This is a genomic window from Azospirillum sp. UENF 211521, from assembly GCF_058780535.1.
In genome coordinates this window covers 1862501-1879668 of sequence record NZ_JBSNCF010000001.1, presented here as the reverse complement: position 1 = coordinate 1879668, position 17168 = coordinate 1862501, and the positions used below count along the sequence as shown (strand labels likewise).

Annotated in this window: 12 protein-coding genes (1 of these 12 cut by a window edge); 9 read left to right on the top strand and 3 right to left on the bottom strand. The window is 69.0% G+C overall.

The genetic code is table 11. The features are described 5' to 3' along the window. Positions 1 to 149 precede the first annotated feature (149 nt). Together ACWPN5_RS08790 and ACWPN5_RS08785 are read left to right on the top strand one after the other, a co-directional pair. Positions 150 to 1334 (top strand): efflux RND transporter periplasmic adaptor subunit, encoded by a 1185-nt coding sequence (locus ACWPN5_RS08790; protein WP_137107096.1) that lies wholly within the window; start codon positions 150 to 152, stop codon positions 1332 to 1334. A 16-nt stretch (positions 1335 to 1350) separates the two neighbouring features. Continuing rightward, positions 1351 to 4503: an efflux RND transporter permease subunit gene (locus ACWPN5_RS08785; protein WP_492295207.1), complete on the top strand. Its 3153-nt coding sequence runs from the start codon at positions 1351 to 1353 to the stop codon at positions 4501 to 4503. Positions 4504 to 4660: 157 nt separating this feature from the next. On the opposite strand, the gene ACWPN5_RS08780 is transcribed toward ACWPN5_RS08785, so the two are convergent. Next, positions 4661 to 5497 carry a MurR/RpiR family transcriptional regulator gene (locus ACWPN5_RS08780; RefSeq protein WP_145689302.1) on the bottom strand — a complete coding sequence of 279 codons (837 nt, stop codon included), beginning with the start codon at positions 5495 to 5497 and terminating at the stop codon, positions 4661 to 4663. Between the two features lie 371 nt (positions 5498 to 5868). On the opposite strand from ACWPN5_RS08780, the gene pflB reads away from it, so the two are divergent. From pflB to ACWPN5_RS08760, 4 genes are all read left to right on the top strand, one after another. Then, on the top strand, positions 5869 to 8151 hold the full coding sequence (pflB, locus tag ACWPN5_RS08775; RefSeq protein ID WP_492295206.1) for a formate C-acetyltransferase: 2283 nt from the start codon (positions 5869 to 5871) through the stop codon (positions 8149 to 8151). 193 nt (positions 8152 to 8344) lie between these two features. Next, entirely contained in the window at positions 8345 to 9622 is a 1278-nt protein-coding gene (gene eno / locus ACWPN5_RS08770) for a phosphopyruvate hydratase (RefSeq protein ID WP_492295205.1), read from the top strand. A gap of 211 nt (positions 9623 to 9833) precedes the next feature. Next, on the top strand, positions 9834 to 11321 hold the full coding sequence (locus ACWPN5_RS08765; protein ID WP_492295204.1) for a bifunctional enoyl-CoA hydratase/phosphate acetyltransferase: 1488 nt from the start codon (positions 9834 to 9836) through the stop codon (positions 11319 to 11321). A 10-nt stretch (positions 11322 to 11331) separates the two neighbouring features. Continuing rightward, positions 11332 to 12549 carry an acetate/propionate family kinase gene (locus ACWPN5_RS08760; RefSeq protein WP_492295203.1) on the top strand — a complete coding sequence of 406 codons (1218 nt, stop codon included), beginning with the start codon at positions 11332 to 11334 and terminating at the stop codon, positions 12547 to 12549. 9 nt (positions 12550 to 12558) lie between these two features. Here ACWPN5_RS08760 and ACWPN5_RS08755 read toward each other — a convergent pair whose 3' ends face one another. Both ACWPN5_RS08755 and ACWPN5_RS08750 read right to left on the bottom strand, forming a co-directional pair. Next, complete coding sequence (locus ACWPN5_RS08755) at positions 12559 to 13350, bottom strand: alpha/beta fold hydrolase (protein WP_492295202.1); 792 nt, start codon at positions 13348 to 13350, stop codon at positions 12559 to 12561. A gap of 259 nt (positions 13351 to 13609) precedes the next feature. Beyond that, entirely contained in the window at positions 13610 to 14206 is a 597-nt protein-coding gene (locus ACWPN5_RS08750; RefSeq protein ID WP_145689296.1) for a PDC sensor domain-containing protein, read from the bottom strand. Between the two features lie 262 nt (positions 14207 to 14468). Here ACWPN5_RS08750 and ACWPN5_RS08745 point away from each other — a divergent pair, with 262 nt between their 5' ends. From ACWPN5_RS08745 to uxuA, 3 genes are all read left to right on the top strand, one after another. Then, entirely contained in the window at positions 14469 to 15164 is a 696-nt protein-coding gene (locus ACWPN5_RS08745) for a GntR family transcriptional regulator (protein ID WP_247888454.1), read from the top strand. A 22-nt stretch (positions 15165 to 15186) separates the two neighbouring features. Next, on the top strand, positions 15187 to 16671 hold the full coding sequence (locus ACWPN5_RS08740) for a mannitol dehydrogenase family protein (RefSeq protein ID WP_492295201.1): 1485 nt from the start codon (positions 15187 to 15189) through the stop codon (positions 16669 to 16671). Between the two features lie 71 nt (positions 16672 to 16742). Continuing rightward, a protein-coding gene (gene uxuA, locus ACWPN5_RS08735; RefSeq protein WP_145689291.1) for a mannonate dehydratase crosses the window boundary here: on the top strand, positions 16743 to 17168 show its 5' end (the start). The gene runs 771 nt beyond the window's last position; 426 of the gene's 1197 nt are visible here — the first part of the coding sequence; it begins with the start codon at positions 16743 to 16745; its stop codon lies beyond the right edge, outside the window.

The window sequence follows — 17168 nt, the reverse complement described above, 5'->3', positions numbered from 1 at the left end:
ACAGTGTACTGTATGAGACAGTACGAATAAAGGGGTCATTTCGCACCGGCCTTTTCCGCCGGTCCCGAAAAAAGCCGGGCGGAACGTGGAAGATTCCTGGCTCATTAGGACATTTCATCGCCGCATCACGGCGTTTTCACGAGGAACGGATGTTCAACAGGAACGCATTTCTGTCTCTTGCCGTGGCGGCCTCCCTGACCGTGGTGCTGGGTGCCTGCCAGGACAAGAAGCACGCTGCCGGGGGCCAGCCGGCGCCCGGTCCGGCGGAGGTCGCGGTGGCGACCATCCAGCCGCAGAGCCTGTCCGTCACCACCGAACTGCCGGGCCGCACCGCGGCCTTCCGCGTGGCGGAGATCCGCCCGCAGGTCAGCGGCATCGTGCTGAAGCGCTTCTTCACCGAGGGGGGCGACGTCAAGGCGGGCGACCAGCTCTACCAGATCGACCCGGCCACCTACGAGGCCAACCTCGCCGTCGCCCAGGCCGACATCCAGAAGGCGGAGGCCAACCTGCAGGCCGCCCGCAACAAGGCCGGCCGCTACAACGACCTCGTCAAGAACAGCGTCGTCAGCAAGCAGGACTACGACGACGCCATGGCCGCGCTGAAGCAGAACGAGGCGCAGCTCGCCGCTGCCAAGGCCGCCTACAATCTGGCGCGCATCAACCTGGACTACACCAAGGTCTTCGCCCCCATCTCCGGCCGCATCGGCAAGTCCGCCGTGACGGAAGGCGCGCTGGTCACCGCCAACCAGGCGACGGCGCTCGCCACCGTCCAGCAGCTCGACCCGATCTATGTGGACGTGACCCAGACCGCCTCGCAGCTCATGCAGCTCCGCCAGGACATGGCGAGCGGGCGCATCCGCCCGGCCGAGCCCGGCAAGATCCCCGTCTCGCTGTTCCTGCACGCGGCGGAGGCTCCCTATCCCCAGCGCGGCGAGCTTCAGTTCTCCGACGTGTCGGTCGATCCGGGCACCAGCTCGGTCCAGCTCCGCGCGGTGTTCCCGAACCCGAACCAGGAGCTGCTGCCCGGCCTGTTCGTGCGCGCCCGCGTCGAGCAGGGCGTGGCCGAGAACGCGCTGGCCGTGCCGCAGGAGGCGGTGCAGCGCGGTCCGGACGGCTCGGCCCGCGTCTGGGTCGTCGGCGACGACAACAAGGTCAACCCGCGCACCATCAAGACCGAGCGGGCGATCAACAACGCCTGGCTGGTCTCCGACGGTCTGAAGGCGGGCGAGCGCATCGTGGTCGAGGGGCTTCAGAAGGTGAAGCCGGGCGGCGAGGTCAAGCCGGTCCCGGCGCAGGCCGCCGTGGCGGCCCTGCCCGGACCGCAGGCGCGCTGAAACCGAGGACCGATCCATGTCGAAATACTTCATCGACCGGCCCGTCTTCGCCTGGGTCATCGCCATCGTCATCATGCTGGCGGGCGGTCTGGCCATCCTTGGCCTGCCCGTCGAGCAGTACCCGAAGATCGCCCCGCCGACGGTGTCCATCACCGCCAGCTACCCCGGCGCGTCCGCGAAGACGCTGGAGGACACGGTCACCCAGGTCATCGAGCAGAAGATGACCGGGCTCGACCACTTCCGCTACATGTCCTCGAACAGCGATTCGTCGGGCAACGTCACCATCACCCTGACCTTCGAGCCGGAGGCCAACCCGGACATCGCCCAGGTCCAGGTGCAGAACAAGCTCCAGCTCGCCGTGCCGCTCCTGCCTCAGGAAGTGCAGCAGCGCGGCCTCCAGGTGTCGAAGGCCGGCAACGACTTCCTGATGGTCGCCGGCTTCGTGTCCAGCGACGGGCGGCTGAGCCAGGGCGACATCGCCGACTATGTGGCCTCCAACCTCCAGGACACGATCAGCCGCGTCGAGGGCGTGGGCGACATCACCGTGTTCGGGCCGCAGCACGCCATGCGGATCTGGCTGGACCCCGACGCGCTGAACAGCCACCAGCTGACCACCATCGACGTCACCAACGCCATCAAGGCGGAGAACGCGCAGGTCTCGGCGGGCCAGCTCGGCGGCGCCCCGGCGGTGCCCGGCCAGCGCATCAACGCCACCATCATGGCGCAGTCGCGCATGCAGACGCCGGAGGAGTTCGGCGCCATCCTGCTGCGCGTCAATCCCGACGGCGGGCAGGTGCGGCTGCGCGACGTCGCGCGGATCGAGATCGGTCAGGAAACCTACGAGATCACCGCCCGCTACAACGGCAAGCCGGCGGCGGGCCTGGGCGTCAAGCTGGCGACCGGGGCCAACGCGCTGGACACCGCCGCGGCGGTGAAGGCGCGCATCGCGGAGCTGTCGGCCTTCTTCCCGGAAGGGCTGGAGGTCATCTACCCCTACGACACGACGCCCTTCGTCGAGCTGTCGATCCACGAGGTCGTCAAGACGCTGATCGAGGCGATCATCCTCGTCTTCGTCGTGATGTACCTGTTCCTGCAGAATTTCCGGGCGACGCTGATCCCGACCATCGCGGTCCCCGTGGTGCTTTTGGGCACCTTCGGCGTGCTGTCGCTGTTCGGCTTCTCGATCAACACGCTGACCATGTTCGGCATGGTGCTGGCCATCGGCCTGCTGGTCGACGACGCCATCGTGGTGGTGGAGAACGTCGAGCGCGTGATGAGCGAGGACGGGCTGCCCCCGCGCGAGGCGACCCGCAAGTCGATGGGCCAGATCACTGGCGCGCTGATCGGCATCGCGCTGGTGCTGTCCGCCGTGTTCGTCCCCATGGCCTTCTTCGGGGGCTCCGCCGGCGCCATCTACCGCCAGTTCTCGCTGACCATCGTGTCGGCGATGGCGCTGTCGGTGCTGGTCGCCCTAGTGCTGACCCCGGCGCTCTGCGCCACCATCCTGAAGCCGGTGGCGAAGGGCCACGGCCACGCCAAGCGCGGCTTCTTCGGCCTGTTCAACCGCGGCTTCGACGCCAGCAGCCGTGTCTATCTGCGCGGCGTGCGTGGGGCGGTGTCGCGGCTCGGGCGCTACGGCCTCGCCTACGCGCTGATCGTCGGCGGTCTGGCCTACCTGTTCCTCCAGATGCCCTCCTCCTTCCTGCCGCAGGAGGACCGCGGAACGATGTTCGTGCTGTGGTCGGCCCCGCCGAACGCCAGCATCGAGCGCACGCTGGAGACCACCAAGCAGGTCGAGACCTATTTCCTGGAGCAGGAGAAGGACAGCGTCGAGGGCCTGTTCACCATCGCCGGCTTCAACTTCGCGGGCCGCGGCCAGAACGCCGGCATGGCCTTCGTCCGGCTGCGCGACTGGAGCGAGCGCGAGTCCGCCGACCGCAAGCCGACGGCCATCGCCGGGCGCGCCATGGGCGCCCTGTCGAAGGCCAAGGACGCGGTGGTCTTCGCCTTCATGCCGCCCTCGGTTCCGGGTCTCGGCAACGCCACCGGCTTCGACCTCCAGCTGGTGGACCGCGGCGGCGTCGGCCACGACCGGCTGATGCAGGCGCGCAACCAGCTTCTGGGCCTCGCGGCGCAGAACGGCAAGCTGGTCGGCGTCCGCCCGAACGGTCTGGAGGACACGCCGCAGTTCAAGCTGACGGTGGACCGCGAGAAGGCCAGCGCGCTCGGCCTGTCGCTGACCGACGTCAACACGACCCTGACGGCGGCCTGGGGCTCCTCCTACGTCAACGACTTCATCGACCGGGGGCGCGTGAAGCGCGTCTATCTCCAGGCGGACGCCCCCTACCGCATGCAGCCGAGCGACGTCGACCGCTGGTACGTGCGCAACGGCATGGGGCAGATGGTCCCCTTCTCCGCCTTCACCACGGCGCAATGGACCTACGGTTCGCCGAAGCTGGAGCGCTACAACGGCATGTCCTCGCTCAACATCCAGGGCTCCGCGGCGCCGGGAGTCAGCTCCGGCGAGGCGATGCAGGAGATGGAGGCGATGATGGCCAAGCTGCCGCCGGGCGTCGGCTATGAATGGACCGGCCTGTCCTACGAGGAGCGGTTGAGCGGGTCGCAGGCCCCGGCGCTCTACGCGCTGTCCATGCTGATCGTGTTCCTCTGCCTGGCCGCGCTCTACGAGAGCTGGTCGGTGCCGGTGTCGGTCATCCTGGTGGTGCCGCTGGGCGTCATCGGTGCCGTGCTCGCCGCCACGCTGCGCGGTCTGCCCAGCGACGTCTACTTCCAGGTGGGCCTGCTGACGACCATCGGCCTGTCGGCGAAGAACGCCATCCTGATCGTGGAGTTCGCCAAGGCGCTCTACGACGAAGGCATGGATCTGAAGGACGCCGCCATCGAGGCGTGCCGCCAGCGCCTGCGCCCGATCATCATGACCTCGCTGGCCTTCGTGCTGGGCGTGCTGCCGCTGGCGACCAGCAGCGGCGCCGGTTCGGAAAGCCAGAACGCCATCGGCGTCGGCGTGATGGGCGGCATGATCTCCGCCACCGTGCTTGCGATCCTCTTCGTCCCGGTCTTCTTCGTCGCGGTCTACCGTCTGTTCGGCAGCAAGCGCGCCGGCGCCCACCCCCTGCAGGGTGCCGAGCCGATGCACGCCGGCGACTGACGGTTCGGCTGCGGCTGGAAGCGGAAGGCCCGGTCCCGGAAACGGGGCCGGGCTTTTTGCTGCGCGGGTGCCTTTTGCGTGGGGTGGCTGCGGCAGAACGGCACAGGACGCGCGGCACCCGGCGGGGCGGCTTGCCCTCAAACTAATATACTAGTATTTATTGCTCGCGAGGGTGGCGGCTGAGCGCCTGCTTGTGACGTTCCAGCCGCTCTCGCAGGGCGTCGCCTTTGCGCAGCGCCACGGCAATCGACAGTATGTCGCCGAGGACCAGATGGCTGATGCGCGACGTCATGGGCGAGTGGATGTCGAAGTCTTCCGCGACGTCGGCGAGCAGGCTGACCGTGGCGAGCTGCGCCAGCGGCGAGCCGGAGCGGGTGATGGCGACGACCGTTGCCCCGGACGACAGCGCGTTCTGCACGGCCTCCAGCATGTCGCGGGTGCCGCCCGAGCTGGACACGGCGACCACCGCGTCGCCGGGGGCGAGCGACAGGGCCGACACGAAATAGACGTGGGCGTCGCTGTAGGCGACGGTGGGGATGCCCAGCCGGAAGAAGCGGCGCTGGATGTCCTGCGCCACCGTGCCGGAGTTGCCGGAGCCGTAGAACTCAATTCGCCGCGCCCCGGCCAGCAGGTCGGCGGCGCGGTCCACCGATTCCGCCGACAGGTTGTTGCGCACCTGCATGAGCGTCGCCAGGGTGCGGTCGAACACCTTTCCCGCGATGCCCGCCGCGCGGTCGCCCGGGCTGACCTCCTGGTCGATGAAGGGCATGCCGGCGGCGATGTCCTGGGCCAGCTTGATCTTGAACTCGCGGAAGCCGCTGCAGCCCAGCGCCCCGCAGAAGCGGGCGATGGTCGGCTCGCTGACCCCGGCGCGCTCGGCCATGTCGGCCATCGACAGGGTGATGACCTCGCCCGGCTGGGCCAGCACGCAGTCCGCCAGCTTCCGTTCCGAAGGACGGAGCCCGTCGCGCACCGCCATGATCCTCGCCAGCATCGGCCTGTTCCCCGTTCCGTCCGTCCGCCACTGTAGCACGGATAGCAAAACTACATCGCGAGATAGAAGGGCGCTATCGCCCGCGCTCTCCCACAGAGCGGGACCGCCGACGATGCGGCGTTCCGTCACAGTAACTTCATCAAAGAACGTGGAAAATCAACCGCTTTTGCCTTGCGCGCCTCGCCGATCCGGTTTATGTAGCAAAACTACAGAATGACTTTTGGCCCTGCCGGCTTCACAGCCCGTTGCCACACCGCAGCACCCGCCCCGCGCGGGGTCCGGCGGTCTTCCGACCCCTCCGCTGGGGGGCCTCCAGGGTCGATCAGCGACGCGGCGCGTGCCGCCCAGACGCCTTTTCGTGAGGAGACATCATGGACACCCTGCTGAGAGACGGACTCGTCGAGACACCGGAACAGCAAGCCGAGCGCCCCTGGCGCCGCTTCGTTCCGGGCGTCTGGCAGCAAGAGGTCAACGTCCGCGACTTCATCGTCCGCAACGTCCACCCCTACGCCGGGGATTCGCGCTTCCTGACCGGCCCGACCGGACGGACCAAGGCCCTGTGGGACAAGGTCACCGCCCTGCTGAAGGAGGAGCGCGCGGCCAAGGGCGGCGTGCTCGACGCCGACACGGAGGTCTTCGGCGCGATCACCGCCCACGCGCCGGGCTACATCGACCAGGAGCTTGAGCTCGTCGTCGGGCTGCAGACGGACAAGCCGCTGAAGCGCGCGATCATGCCCTTCGGCGGCTGGCGGATGGTCAAGAACGGGCTGGAGGCCTACGGCTTCAAACCCTCGCCCAAGCTGGAGGAGGTCTTCCCCGGCCTGCGCAAGTCGCACAACGACGGCGTCTTCGACGTCTACACCGACGAGATGCTGCGCTGCCGGAAATCCGGCGTCATCACCGGCCTGCCGGACGCCTATGGGCGCGGGCGCATCATCGGCGATTACCGCCGGCTGGCGCTCTACGGCGCGACCTTCCTGATCGAGGACAAGAAGGCGCAGTACAAGAGCCTGGAAGTCGACCGCATCGATGAGCACACGCTGCGCCTGCGCGAGGAGATCACCGAGCAGATCAAGGCGCTGAAGGAACTGGCCGCCATGGCCAAGTCCTACGGCTTCGACGTGTCGCGCCCGGCGGCCAACGCCCGCGAGGCGGTGCAGTGGACCTATCTGGCCTATCTGGCGGCGGTGAAGGAGGCCAACGGCGCGGCCATGTCGCTCGGCCGCGTCTCCAGCTTCCTCGACGTCTACGTCGAGCGCGACCTGCGCGACGGGTTGCTGAGCGAGGAGGAAGCGCAGGAGCTGATCGACCAGTTCGTGACCAAGCTGCGCATCGTCCGCTTCCTGCGCACGCCGGAATACGACCAGCTGTTCTCGGGCGACCCGACCTGGGTGACGGAGTGCATCGGCGGCATGGCGCTCGACGGGCGCACGCTGGTGACCAAGAACAGCTTCCGCATGCTCCAGACCTTGAACAACCTCGGGCCCGCTCCGGAGCCGAACCTGACGGTGCTGTGGTCGGAAAGCCTGCCGGAGGGCTTCAAGAAATTCTGCGCCGAGACGTCGATCAAGACCTGCTCGGTGCAGTACGAGAACGACGACCTGATGCGGCCCTACTGGGGCGACGACTACGGTATCGCCTGCTGCGTCTCGGCCATGCGCATCGGCAAGCAGATGCAGTTCTTCGGCGCCCGCGCCAACCTCGCCAAGACGCTGCTCTACGCCATCAACGGCGGTCGCGACGAGGTGTCGGGCGAGCAGGTCGGCCCGGCCTTCGCGCCGATCACCGGCGACGTGCTCGACCACGACACGGTGGTCGCCCGCCTGCTGCCGATGATGGAGTGGCTGGCGCGCGCCTACATGAACACGCTCAACGCCATCCACTTCATGCATGACAAGTACATGTACGAGCGGCTGGAGATGGCGCTGCACGACCGCGACGTGCTGCGCACCATGGCCTGCGGCATCGCCGGCCTGAGCGTGGTCGCGGACAGCCTGTCGGCGATCAAGCACGCCACGGTCAAGGTGGTGCGCGACGAGCGTGGCCTCGCCACCGACTTCGTCATCGAGGGCGACTATCCGGCCTTCGGCAACAACGACGACCGGGTCGACGGGATCGCGGTGTGGCTGGTCGAGACCTTCATGGGTCTGCTGCGCAAGCAGAAGGCCTACCGCGACGCGGTGCCGACGCAGTCGGTGCTGACGATCACCTCGAATGTGGTCTACGGCAAGAAGACGGGCAACACGCCGGACGGGCGCAAGGCCGGCCAGCCCTTCGCGCCGGGGGCCAACCCGATGCACGGGCGCGACCGCAAGGGGGCGATCGCCTCGATGGCGTCGGTGGCCAAGCTGCCCTACGCCCACGCCCAGGACGGCATCAGCTACACCTTCACCATCGTGCCCGGCGCGCTGGGTCCGACCGAGGGCGAGCGGGTGGATAACTTGGTGGGCATGCTGGACGGCTATTTCGGCCAGGGCGGCCACCACATCAACGTGAACGTCTTCGACCGCGAGACGCTGCTGCACGCCATGGACCATCCGGAGCTGTACCCGCAGCTGACCATCCGGGTGTCGGGCTACGCGGTGAACTTCATCAAGCTGACCCGCGAGCAGCAGATGGACGTCATCAGCCGCACCTTCCATGGGGCGCATTGAAGCGTAGCAGAGCTGTTGAGTTGGGGCGTATTGCCCCCTCCCTAACCCTCCCCCGCTGACGCAGGGGAGGGGGTGAACTCCCTCTCCCGCCCAGCGGGGGAGGGAAGGGGCCCGCGAAGCGGGAAGGGTGGGGGCTCCGCTGCGACCACCTCCCCAAAAAATCCACCCTCCAGATCAAGGTCCACACCCCGCCATGAGCGCCATCACCGAAATCCACGCCCGCGAGATCCTCGACAGCCGTGGGAACCCGACCGTCGAGGTGGACGTCCGGCTCGAATCCGGCGCCTTCGGCCGCGCCGCCGTCCCGTCGGGCGCCTCGACCGGCGCGCACGAGGCGGTGGAGCTGCGCGACGGCGACAAGTCCCGCTACGGCGGCAAGGGCGTGCTGAAGGCCGTGGAGTCGGTCAACGGCGAGATCTTCGACGCCATCGCCGGCCTCGACGGCTCCAACCAGCGCGCCCTCGACCTCGCCATGATCGAGCTGGACGGCACCCCCAACAAGGGCCGCCTCGGCGCCAACGCCATCCTCGGCGTCTCGCTCGCCGTCGCCAAGGCCTCGGCGGAAGAGGCCGCGCTGCCGCTGTTCCGCTACGTCGGCGGCGCCTTCGCCAACCTGCTGCCGGTGCCGATGATGAACATCATCAACGGCGGCGCCCACGCCGACAACCTGATCGACATCCAGGAGTTCATGGTCATGCCGGTCGGCGCCGAGACCGGCGCCGAGGCCATCCGCATGGGCTCGGAAATCTTCCAGGCGCTCAAGAAGAAGCTCAAGGACGCCGGCCACAACACCAACGTCGGCGACGAGGGCGGCTTCGCCCCCAACCTCGCCTCGACCGAGGATGCGCTGGGCTTCGTGATGAAGGCGATCGAGGCCGCCGGCTACAAGCCGGGCGACGACGTCATGCTGGCGATCGACGCCGCCTCGACCGAGTTCTTCAAGAACGGCACGTACGAGCTGGCCGGCGAGGGCAAGTCGCTGGCGCCGGAGCAGATGGTGTCCTACTGGGCCGATCTGGTCGGCCGCTACCCGATCATCTCGATCGAGGACGGCATGGCCGAGGACGACTGGGAGGGCTGGAAGGCGCTGACCGACGCCATCGGCAACAAGGTGCAGCTGGTCGGCGACGACCTGTTCGTGACCAACCCGGCGCGTCTGGCGGACGGCATCAAGAAGGGCGTGGGCAACTCGATCCTGGTCAAGGTCAACCAGATCGGCACGCTGTCGGAGACGCTGGAAGCCGTGGACATGGCGCACAAGGCCGGCTACACGGCGGTCATGTCGCACCGATCCGGCGAGACCGAGGACAGCACCATCGCCGATCTGGCGGTCGCCACCAACTGCGGCCAGATCAAGACCGGCTCGCTGTCGCGCTCCGACCGTCTGGCCAAGTACAACCAGCTGATCCGCATCGAGGAGATGCTCGGCGCAGCATCCCGCTTCGCCGGACGCGGCATCCTCAAGGCGTAACGGTCCAAGGGAAGGCGGCTGCGGCAAAGTGTCCGGTGATGCCGGATTTGCTGCGCCGCACCGCCTCTTGCGCTAATATATCAGTACACAAAAAGACGCTCACAGAAGAAGACGGCAAGACGCGCTTCCCCTTTCAGCAAGGCGCGCGCCGGGAGGGATCGGCTGAAACGGGCAGCATCATGCCTATTTCTCTCATCCGGAGTGTTCTGCAATGACTGCCAATGGTGAAACCAGCGGCGACCTTCCTGTGGTGCCGACCGAGGCGGCCCCGATCGAGAACGTCACCTTCGACGAGATCGTGGTCGGGCAGTCCGCCAGCATCGCGCGGCAACTGACCGTGATGGACGTCGAGCTGTTCGCCACCGTCTCCGGCAACATCGATCCGGTTCATCTGGACGCGAAATTCGCCGCCGACAGCCGCTTTCAAAAGGTGATCGGCCATGGCATGTGGTCCGGCGCGCTGATTTCCGGCGTTCTGGGGACCCGGCTGCCCGGCGCCGGCACCGTCTACGCCGGCCAGGACCTGCGCTTCCGCCGCCCGGTCGGGCTGGGCGACGTCATCACCGCCACCGTCACCGTGCGCGAGAAGCGGGCCGACACGAACATCGTCGTCTTCGACTGCCTGTGCACCAACCAGGACGGCGAGGTCGTGGTGACCGGGACCGCCGAGGTGGTGGCGCCGACCCGCAAGGTCCGCCGCGCCGCCCACGCGCTGCCGCAGATCCAGATGATCCGCCACGACAAGCACGACGCGCTGCTGCGCAAGTGCGACGGGCTGGAGCCGGTCGCCACGGCGGTCGCCCATCCCTGCGACGAAAGCTCGCTGAAGGGCGCGGTGGAGGCGGCGGAAGCCGGCCTGATCGACCCCATCCTGATCGGCCCGGCGGCGAAGATCCGCGCGCTGGCCGCCGCCCACGGGCTGGACATCGCCCGCTACCGTCTGGTCGACGTCGAACACAGCCACGCCGCCGCCGCGGCGGCCGTCGCGCTGGCCCGCACCGGCGAGGCCGAGGCGGTGATGAAGGGCAGCCTGCACACCGACGAGCTGATGGCCGAGGTCGTCCGCAAGGAGACCGGCCTGCGCACCAGCCGCCGCATCAGCCACGTCTTCGTGATGAACGTGCCGACCTACCCGCGGGCGCTTCTGATCACCGACGCGGCGATCAACATCTACCCGACGCTGGAGGACAAGGTCCACATCGTCCAGAACGCCATCGACCTCGCCAAGGTCCTGGGTGTCGAGACGCCGCGCGTCGCCATCCTGTCGGCGGTCGAAACGCTCAACCCGAAGATCGCCACCACGCTGGAAGCCGCCGCACTCTGCAAGATGGCCGACCGCGGCCAGATCACCGGCGGCATCCTCGACGGCCCGCTGGCCTTCGACAACGCCATCAGCGCCGAGGCCGCGCGCATCAAGGGCATCACGTCCCCCGTCTCCGGACAGGCCGACATCCTGCTCGTCCCCGACCTGGAGGCCGGCAACATGCTGGCCAAGCAGCTCTCCTTCCTCGCCAACGCCGACGCGGCGGGCATCGTTCTCGGCGCGCGGGTCCCGGTCATCCTGACCAGCCGCGCCGACAACGTCCGCACCCGCCTCGCCTCCTGCGCCGTGGCGGCGCTGGTGGCCGCCGCGCGCCGTCCCGCCCTCGCGCTCAACGCCGTTGCCGCTCCCCTGGCTGCCCCCCTGGCCGCGGAGTGAGGATCACACCATGTCGCACCGTGACGCCTGTCTCGTCATCAACGCGGGCTCCTCCAGCCTGAAATTCTCCGTCTTCTGCGGCGCCGGAAGGAGCGATCTGGAGGCCGTCCTGACCGGCCAGATCTCCGGCATCGGCACCGCCCCGCGCTTCGAGGCGAAGGACGCCGCCCGCCACGTCCTGGCCGACGGCATCCTGGACGAGGTCGGCCCCGGCGACCGCGCCGGGCTGCTCGGCTTCCTGCTGACCTGGATGCGGCACGAGCTGCGCGACGTGCGGCTGGTCGCCGCCGGCCACCGCGTCGTGCATGGCGGCACCCGCTTCGACGCGCCGGTCCGGCTGACCCCGGCAGTGCTGGCGGAGCTGGAGGCCCTGGTGCCGCTGGCCCCGCTGCACCAGCCGCACAACATCGCGGCGATGACCGCGCTGGCCGAGGTCTATCCGGAGCTGCCGCAGGTCGCCTGCTTCGACACCGCCTTCCACAGCACGCGGCCCTGGCAGGCCCAGATGTTCGCCCTGCCGCGCGAGCTGACCGACGAGGGCGTGCGCCGCTACGGCTTTCACGGCCTGTCCTACGAGTACATCGCCCAGCGCCTGCCGCAGATCGCGCCGGAGCTGGCCGAGGCCCGCGTCGTCGTCTGCCATCTCGGCAGCGGGTCCAGCCTGTGCGGCATGCGCGCTGGCCGCAGCGTCGACACCACCATGGGCTTCACCGCTCTGGACGGCCTGCCCATGGGCACGCGGCCCGGCGTCCTCGACCCCGGCGTGCTGATCTATCTGATGCGCGAGAAGGGCATGGGACCCGACGAGCTGGAGCGGCTGCTCTACCACAAGTCCGGCCTGCTCGGCGTCTCCGGCGTCTCCAACGACATGCGCGCCCTGCTGGACAGCGAGAATCCGCAGGCGGCGGAGGCCGTGGAGCTGTTCTGCTTCCAGGTCGCCAAGCAGGCGGCGGGGCTGGCCGCTTCCATGGGCGGGCTGGACGCGGTGGTCTTCACCGCCGGCGTCGGCGAAAACTCCGCCCCGGTGCGGGCGCGGGTGGCGGAGAAGCTGGGCTGGCTCGGCGTTCACATCGACGGGGCGGCGAACCGCGCCCGGGCCACGCGCATCTCGGCCGCCGACAGCCGCGTCCCGGTCTTCGTCATCCCCACCGACGAAGAGCGGATGATCGCCAGCCACACGCTGGGCATCCTGGCGCACAGCGCGATGCTGTCGCCCCTGGCGGCCTGAGCGGACGCGTCAAAGCCCGTCCAGGAAGCTCCGGATCGCGTCGACGACGAGCGTTTCCTGTTCGCGGTGCGGCACATGGCCGGTGTCGGGGAGAAGCTTCGCGGCTCCCCGCCCGGCCGCGATGCGTTCGGGGTGGGCGCTGGACCCGTACTCGTCGCGGTCGCCGTGCAGGGCCAGAACCGGGCAGCGCACCGCCGCCAGGGCCCGGTCCAACGTCCAGCCGGCGAATTCCGGCGACAGCCACGTCTCCGTCCAGGCATCCAGCACCCAGCGGGCCTTGTCGCCGTGATAGCGCGCCAGCCGCGCGACGTTGGCGGGGTCCTGGAAATCGCGCTTGGCGTCGCGGATGCCGGCGAGCGTCCTTTCTTCCACGAAGGACTGAGCGGCGATGGTCACGAGGGCGCGGCAGCGCTCCGGAAAGCGCGCCGCCGTCTCGACCGCCATGCCGCCCCCGACGCTGTGCCCGCAGGCGACGAACGCCGCCACGCCGAGCTGGTCGCACAGCGGCGGAAGGCTGTCCCGCGCCTCGGCGGCGACGAAGTCCAACGCAAGCCGCCCCGGATGGGCGTCGGAGCGTCCAAAGCCGAGCCGGTCGTAGGCGATGACGCGGCGGTTGGTCTCGGCGGCCAGCCGCTGCGGGAAGCCGCGCCACAAGTCCACGCTGCCGAGGGAGTCATGGAACAGGATGATCGGCGCGGCGCCGGCGGCCTCCGGCGTCCAGCTCTTGGCGAAGAGGGCGCCCTCGGCGGTCCAGATCCACCATTCGGCCTCGGTCACGGGGGCTTGGTTTTGTGTCGGCATGGCGGGGGGCGTTGCGGTCCAGGGGACATCCGTTATGCCGTGAAGTTCCGCCGAACACCCGCGGAAAGCTGTCGAAGCCGCCTTTGCGCCAGCAGGCTCCCGCCCGCAAGGGCGGGCGGAAGGCTTGTCGCGCCCGGCTTTCCGCCCATTGCCAGGAGGCCCATGGCCATGAAAGGGCAACCTTGACCGCAGGACGGGCCCTGTCCCGACGGGGGAGGGGGCCTGTCCTGCGCGATTGCGCCGGTCCGATGGCGCGTCGTCAGTTGCCGAGCTTGTTGGTGTCGAGCACGATCATCGCCACGCCGATCTTTTCCTTGCTGGCCGGATCGAGCACGGGAACGCTGACCTCGGTCAGCATGGCGTTCGTCTCGGCGTCCTTCTCCGGATCGGTCATGTAGAGGTCGGAGCCGTTGCTGTAGACCTTCTGCCACTTCGGCTCGTCGCCCTGCCAATAGTCGGAGGTGCCGCCGGTCTGGGCGACGTTCAGGCCACGGTTGTCCATCAGCAGGATCTCGACGATCCGGCCGTTGCTCTTGTCCGTCACCTCCTTCAGGCGCTTGGTGACGGGGTTCGCGGCGATCTTGTCATAGGTGGGGTTGGCGGACTTGGCCTTGGCAGCGGCTTTCCAGTCGTTGTCCATGGCGTCGATCTTGGCCTGATCGAGGCCCTTGTGGGCGGTGTTCTGGGCCTTGACGGCGTCGACGACCGCCGGATCGGCGAGCCAGGGCTGGGCCTGCGGGCTTACCGTCTTGCGGACATTGGCTTCCAGGGCGGGGTCGGCGGCGTAGGCCGGCAGGGTGCCGAGCGTTGCCAGAACCGCCGCGGTGGAGAGCAGCAGGGAAAAGCGTTTGGACATCGATTCCTCCCATGAATGGTTCGCCCGCTGGCTGCCTTGCCGGCCTGTGCTCCGCGGGCTCCAGACCATAGGTCCCGCATCATCCCGGTGGTCAGGGGATTGCGCAATTTATTCCGTTTAGCGGAAAATTGACCATAGCAACTATAATTGCCCTTGGACCAATTGCCTGCAAATCGCGCTTGTCCGTACGGCCCGCACTGCACCTCTTGTCAGGCGCTGTTCGTGATGGCATACTAGTATGCAAGTTGACGCGATGGACGCCATGACCGACACGCCGACCTCCGCCGCCCCCACCGACATCCGCGGCCCCCGCCTGCACGGGGTCTATGAGGCGTTGCGCGCCGCCGTGCTGTCGGGGGAGATCCGCCCCGGCGAGGGGATTTCGGAGACCCGCGTTGCCGCCCGCTACGGCGTCAGCCGCACCCCGGTGCGCGAGGCCTTCCGCCGGCTGGCCGACGAGGGGTTCCTGCGCATCGTGCCGCAGGTTGGCACCTTCGTGGCGCCGATCCAGCTCGGCGCGGTGTCGGACAGCCAGTTCATCCGTGAGACCCTGGAATGCCGGACCGTGCGTCTGGCCGCCGAGCGGGCGGAGGCGGCGGACGTCGCCGCGCTCACCCGGCTCCTCGACTCGCACCGCGCGGTGATGGCGCCCGACCGCCACGCCGAATTCTTCGCCCTCGACGAGGCCACCCACGCCGAACTGGCCCGCATCGCCGGGCGTCCGGCGGTGTGGGACCTGCTGGTCGCCGTCAAGGCCCAGCTCGACCGCGTGCGTTTCCTGTCGCTGCACAGCGAAGGCTGGGCGGCGAAGATCGTCGGCGAACACCAGAGCATCGTGGACCGTGTCGCCGCCCGCGACCCCGACGGGGCGGAGGAGGCCATGCGCGCCCACCTGCGCACCGTTTTCGCCGCGGTGGACGAGATCGCCCGAACCAACAGCCACTTTTTCGAGACCTGAAAGCCGTCATGCGGAGTGTTCCATGCGCCTGAGCCCCGACACGCTGCCCTCCCTGCGCCCCGGCGTGCAGCGTCCCGGCTATGACCGTGCCGCGCTGACCACCGGAATCGTCCATCTGGGCATCGGCGCCTTCCACCGCGCCCATCAGGCCGTCTACACCGACGCCGCCCTGGCCCGATCCTTCGGCCCCTGGGGGATCGCCGGGGTCAGCCTGCGCAGCCCCGACACGCGCGACGCGCTGGAGCCGCAGGACGGCCTCTACACCGTCGCCGTGCGCGACGCCGCCGGCGAGCGGCTGCGGGTGGTCGGCTCGGTCACCGGGCTGCTGGTCGCCCCGGAGGACCCCGCCGCTGTGCTGGAGCTGCTGACGCGCCCCTCCGTCCGCATCGTCACCCTGACCGTCACTGAGAAGGGCTATTGCCACGATCCGGCGACCGGCGCGCTGAACGAGGCCCATCCGGACATCGTCCACGACCTCGCCAACCCGGAACGCCCGCGCAGCGTGCCCGGCTTCCTGGTGGAGGCGCTGATCCGCCGCCGCGCCGCCGGGGTGGAGCCCTTCACGGTGCTGAGCTGCGACAACCTGCCGAGCAACGGCGACACCGCCGCGGGCCTGCTGCGCCGCTACGCCGAGCTGCGCGACCCCGCTCTGGGGACGTGGTTCGCCGGGAACGTCGCCTGCCCGAACAGCATGGTTGACCGCATCGTGCCGGCCACCACCGACGCCGACCGCGACCGCGTCTCGGACGGGCTTGGCCTGCGCGACGCCTGGCCGGTGGTCACCGAGCCGTTCAGCCAGTGGGTGATCGAGGACCGCTTCCCCACCGGACGCCCGGCCTGGGAGCTGGAGGGGGCGGAGCTGGTTCCCGACGTCCATCCCTATGAGACGATGAAGCTGCGCCTGCTGAACGGCAGCCACTCCACGCTCGCCTATCTCGGCTACCTCGCCGGCTACGAGACGGTGTCGGACACCATGGCCGACCCGGCCTTTGTCCGGCTGATCCGCGGCCTGATGGACGAGGAGGCCGGTCCGACGCTGCACATGCCGCCGGGCGCCGACCTCGGCCATTACAAGGACGCGCTGATCGAGCGCTTCTGCAATCCCGCCCTGCGCCACCGCACCTGGCAGATCGCCATGGACGGCACGCAGAAGCTGCCGCAGCGGCTGCTCGGCACCATCCGCGACCGGCTGGCCGCCGGGGCGCCGATCGAACGGCTGGCGCTGGGGGTGGCGGGCTGGATGCGCTACGTCTCCGGCACCGACGAGGCCGGCCGCCCCATCGACGTGCGCGACCCCATGGCCGCCAAGCTCGCCGAGCTGGCGGCGGAAGCGGGGCCGGACGCCGACCGTCTGGCGCCCGCCCTGTTCGGGCTGAGCGCCGTTTTCGGCGACGACCTGCCGCGCGATCCGCGCTTCACCGCCGCGGTGACCGACGCGCTGCGCCGCCTCTACGCCGAGGGCGCCCGCGCCGTCGTGCAATCGGTCGCGCCATCGGCGGCGGGCTGACGCGCCTCCTTCCACGAATCCCATCGAGACACGCCGGACTCGGCACAGCACTCTTCTTCAAGGAGCAGACCATGGAACAGACTTGGCGTTGGTTCGGCCCGGACGATGTGATCCGGCTCAACCACATCCGTCAGACCGGCGCCACCGGCATCGTTACCGCCCTGCACCAGATCCCCTACGGCGTGGTCTGGTCGGTCGAGGAGATCGAGGAGCGCAAGGCGATGATCGCCGCCGACCCCTCGCTCGGCCTGCGCTGGAGCGTGGTGGAAAGCCTGCCGATCCATGAGTCCATCAAGATCGGCGAGGGTGACCTGACCCCGCTGTTCGACAACTACCGCCAGTCGCTGCGCAACCTCGCGGCCTGCGGGGTGACGACGGTCTGCTACAACTTCATGCCGATCCTCGACTGGACCCGCACCGACCTCGCCGCGCCGGTGCCGGGCGGCGGCACGTCGCTGCGCTTCAACGCCTTCGAGCACGCCGCCTTCGACGTCTTC

Coding starts and splice junctions, on each gene's coding strand:
- ACWPN5_RS08745 (WP_247888454.1), top strand. CDS start 14,469: ATGACCGACACGCCGACCTCCGCCGCCCCCACCGACATCCGCGGCCCC.
- ACWPN5_RS08785 (WP_492295207.1), top strand. CDS start 1,351: ATGTCGAAATACTTCATCGACCGGCCCGTCTTCGCCTGGGTCATCGCC.
- ACWPN5_RS08740 (WP_492295201.1), top strand. CDS start 15,187: ATGCGCCTGAGCCCCGACACGCTGCCCTCCCTGCGCCCCGGCGTGCAG.
- eno (WP_492295205.1), top strand. CDS start 8,345: ATGAGCGCCATCACCGAAATCCACGCCCGCGAGATCCTCGACAGCCGT.
- ACWPN5_RS08765 (WP_492295204.1), top strand. CDS start 9,834: ATGACTGCCAATGGTGAAACCAGCGGCGACCTTCCTGTGGTGCCGACC.
- ACWPN5_RS08790 (WP_137107096.1), top strand. CDS start 150: ATGTTCAACAGGAACGCATTTCTGTCTCTTGCCGTGGCGGCCTCCCTG.
- ACWPN5_RS08750 (WP_145689296.1), bottom strand. CDS start 14,206: ATGTCCAAACGCTTTTCCCTGCTGCTCTCCACCGCGGCGGTTCTGGCA.
- ACWPN5_RS08760 (WP_492295203.1), top strand. CDS start 11,332: ATGTCGCACCGTGACGCCTGTCTCGTCATCAACGCGGGCTCCTCCAGC.
- ACWPN5_RS08755 (WP_492295202.1), bottom strand. CDS start 13,350: ATGCCGACACAAAACCAAGCCCCCGTGACCGAGGCCGAATGGTGGATC.
- pflB (WP_492295206.1), top strand. CDS start 5,869: ATGGACACCCTGCTGAGAGACGGACTCGTCGAGACACCGGAACAGCAA.
- ACWPN5_RS08780 (WP_145689302.1), bottom strand. CDS start 5,497: ATGCTGGCGAGGATCATGGCGGTGCGCGACGGGCTCCGTCCTTCGGAA.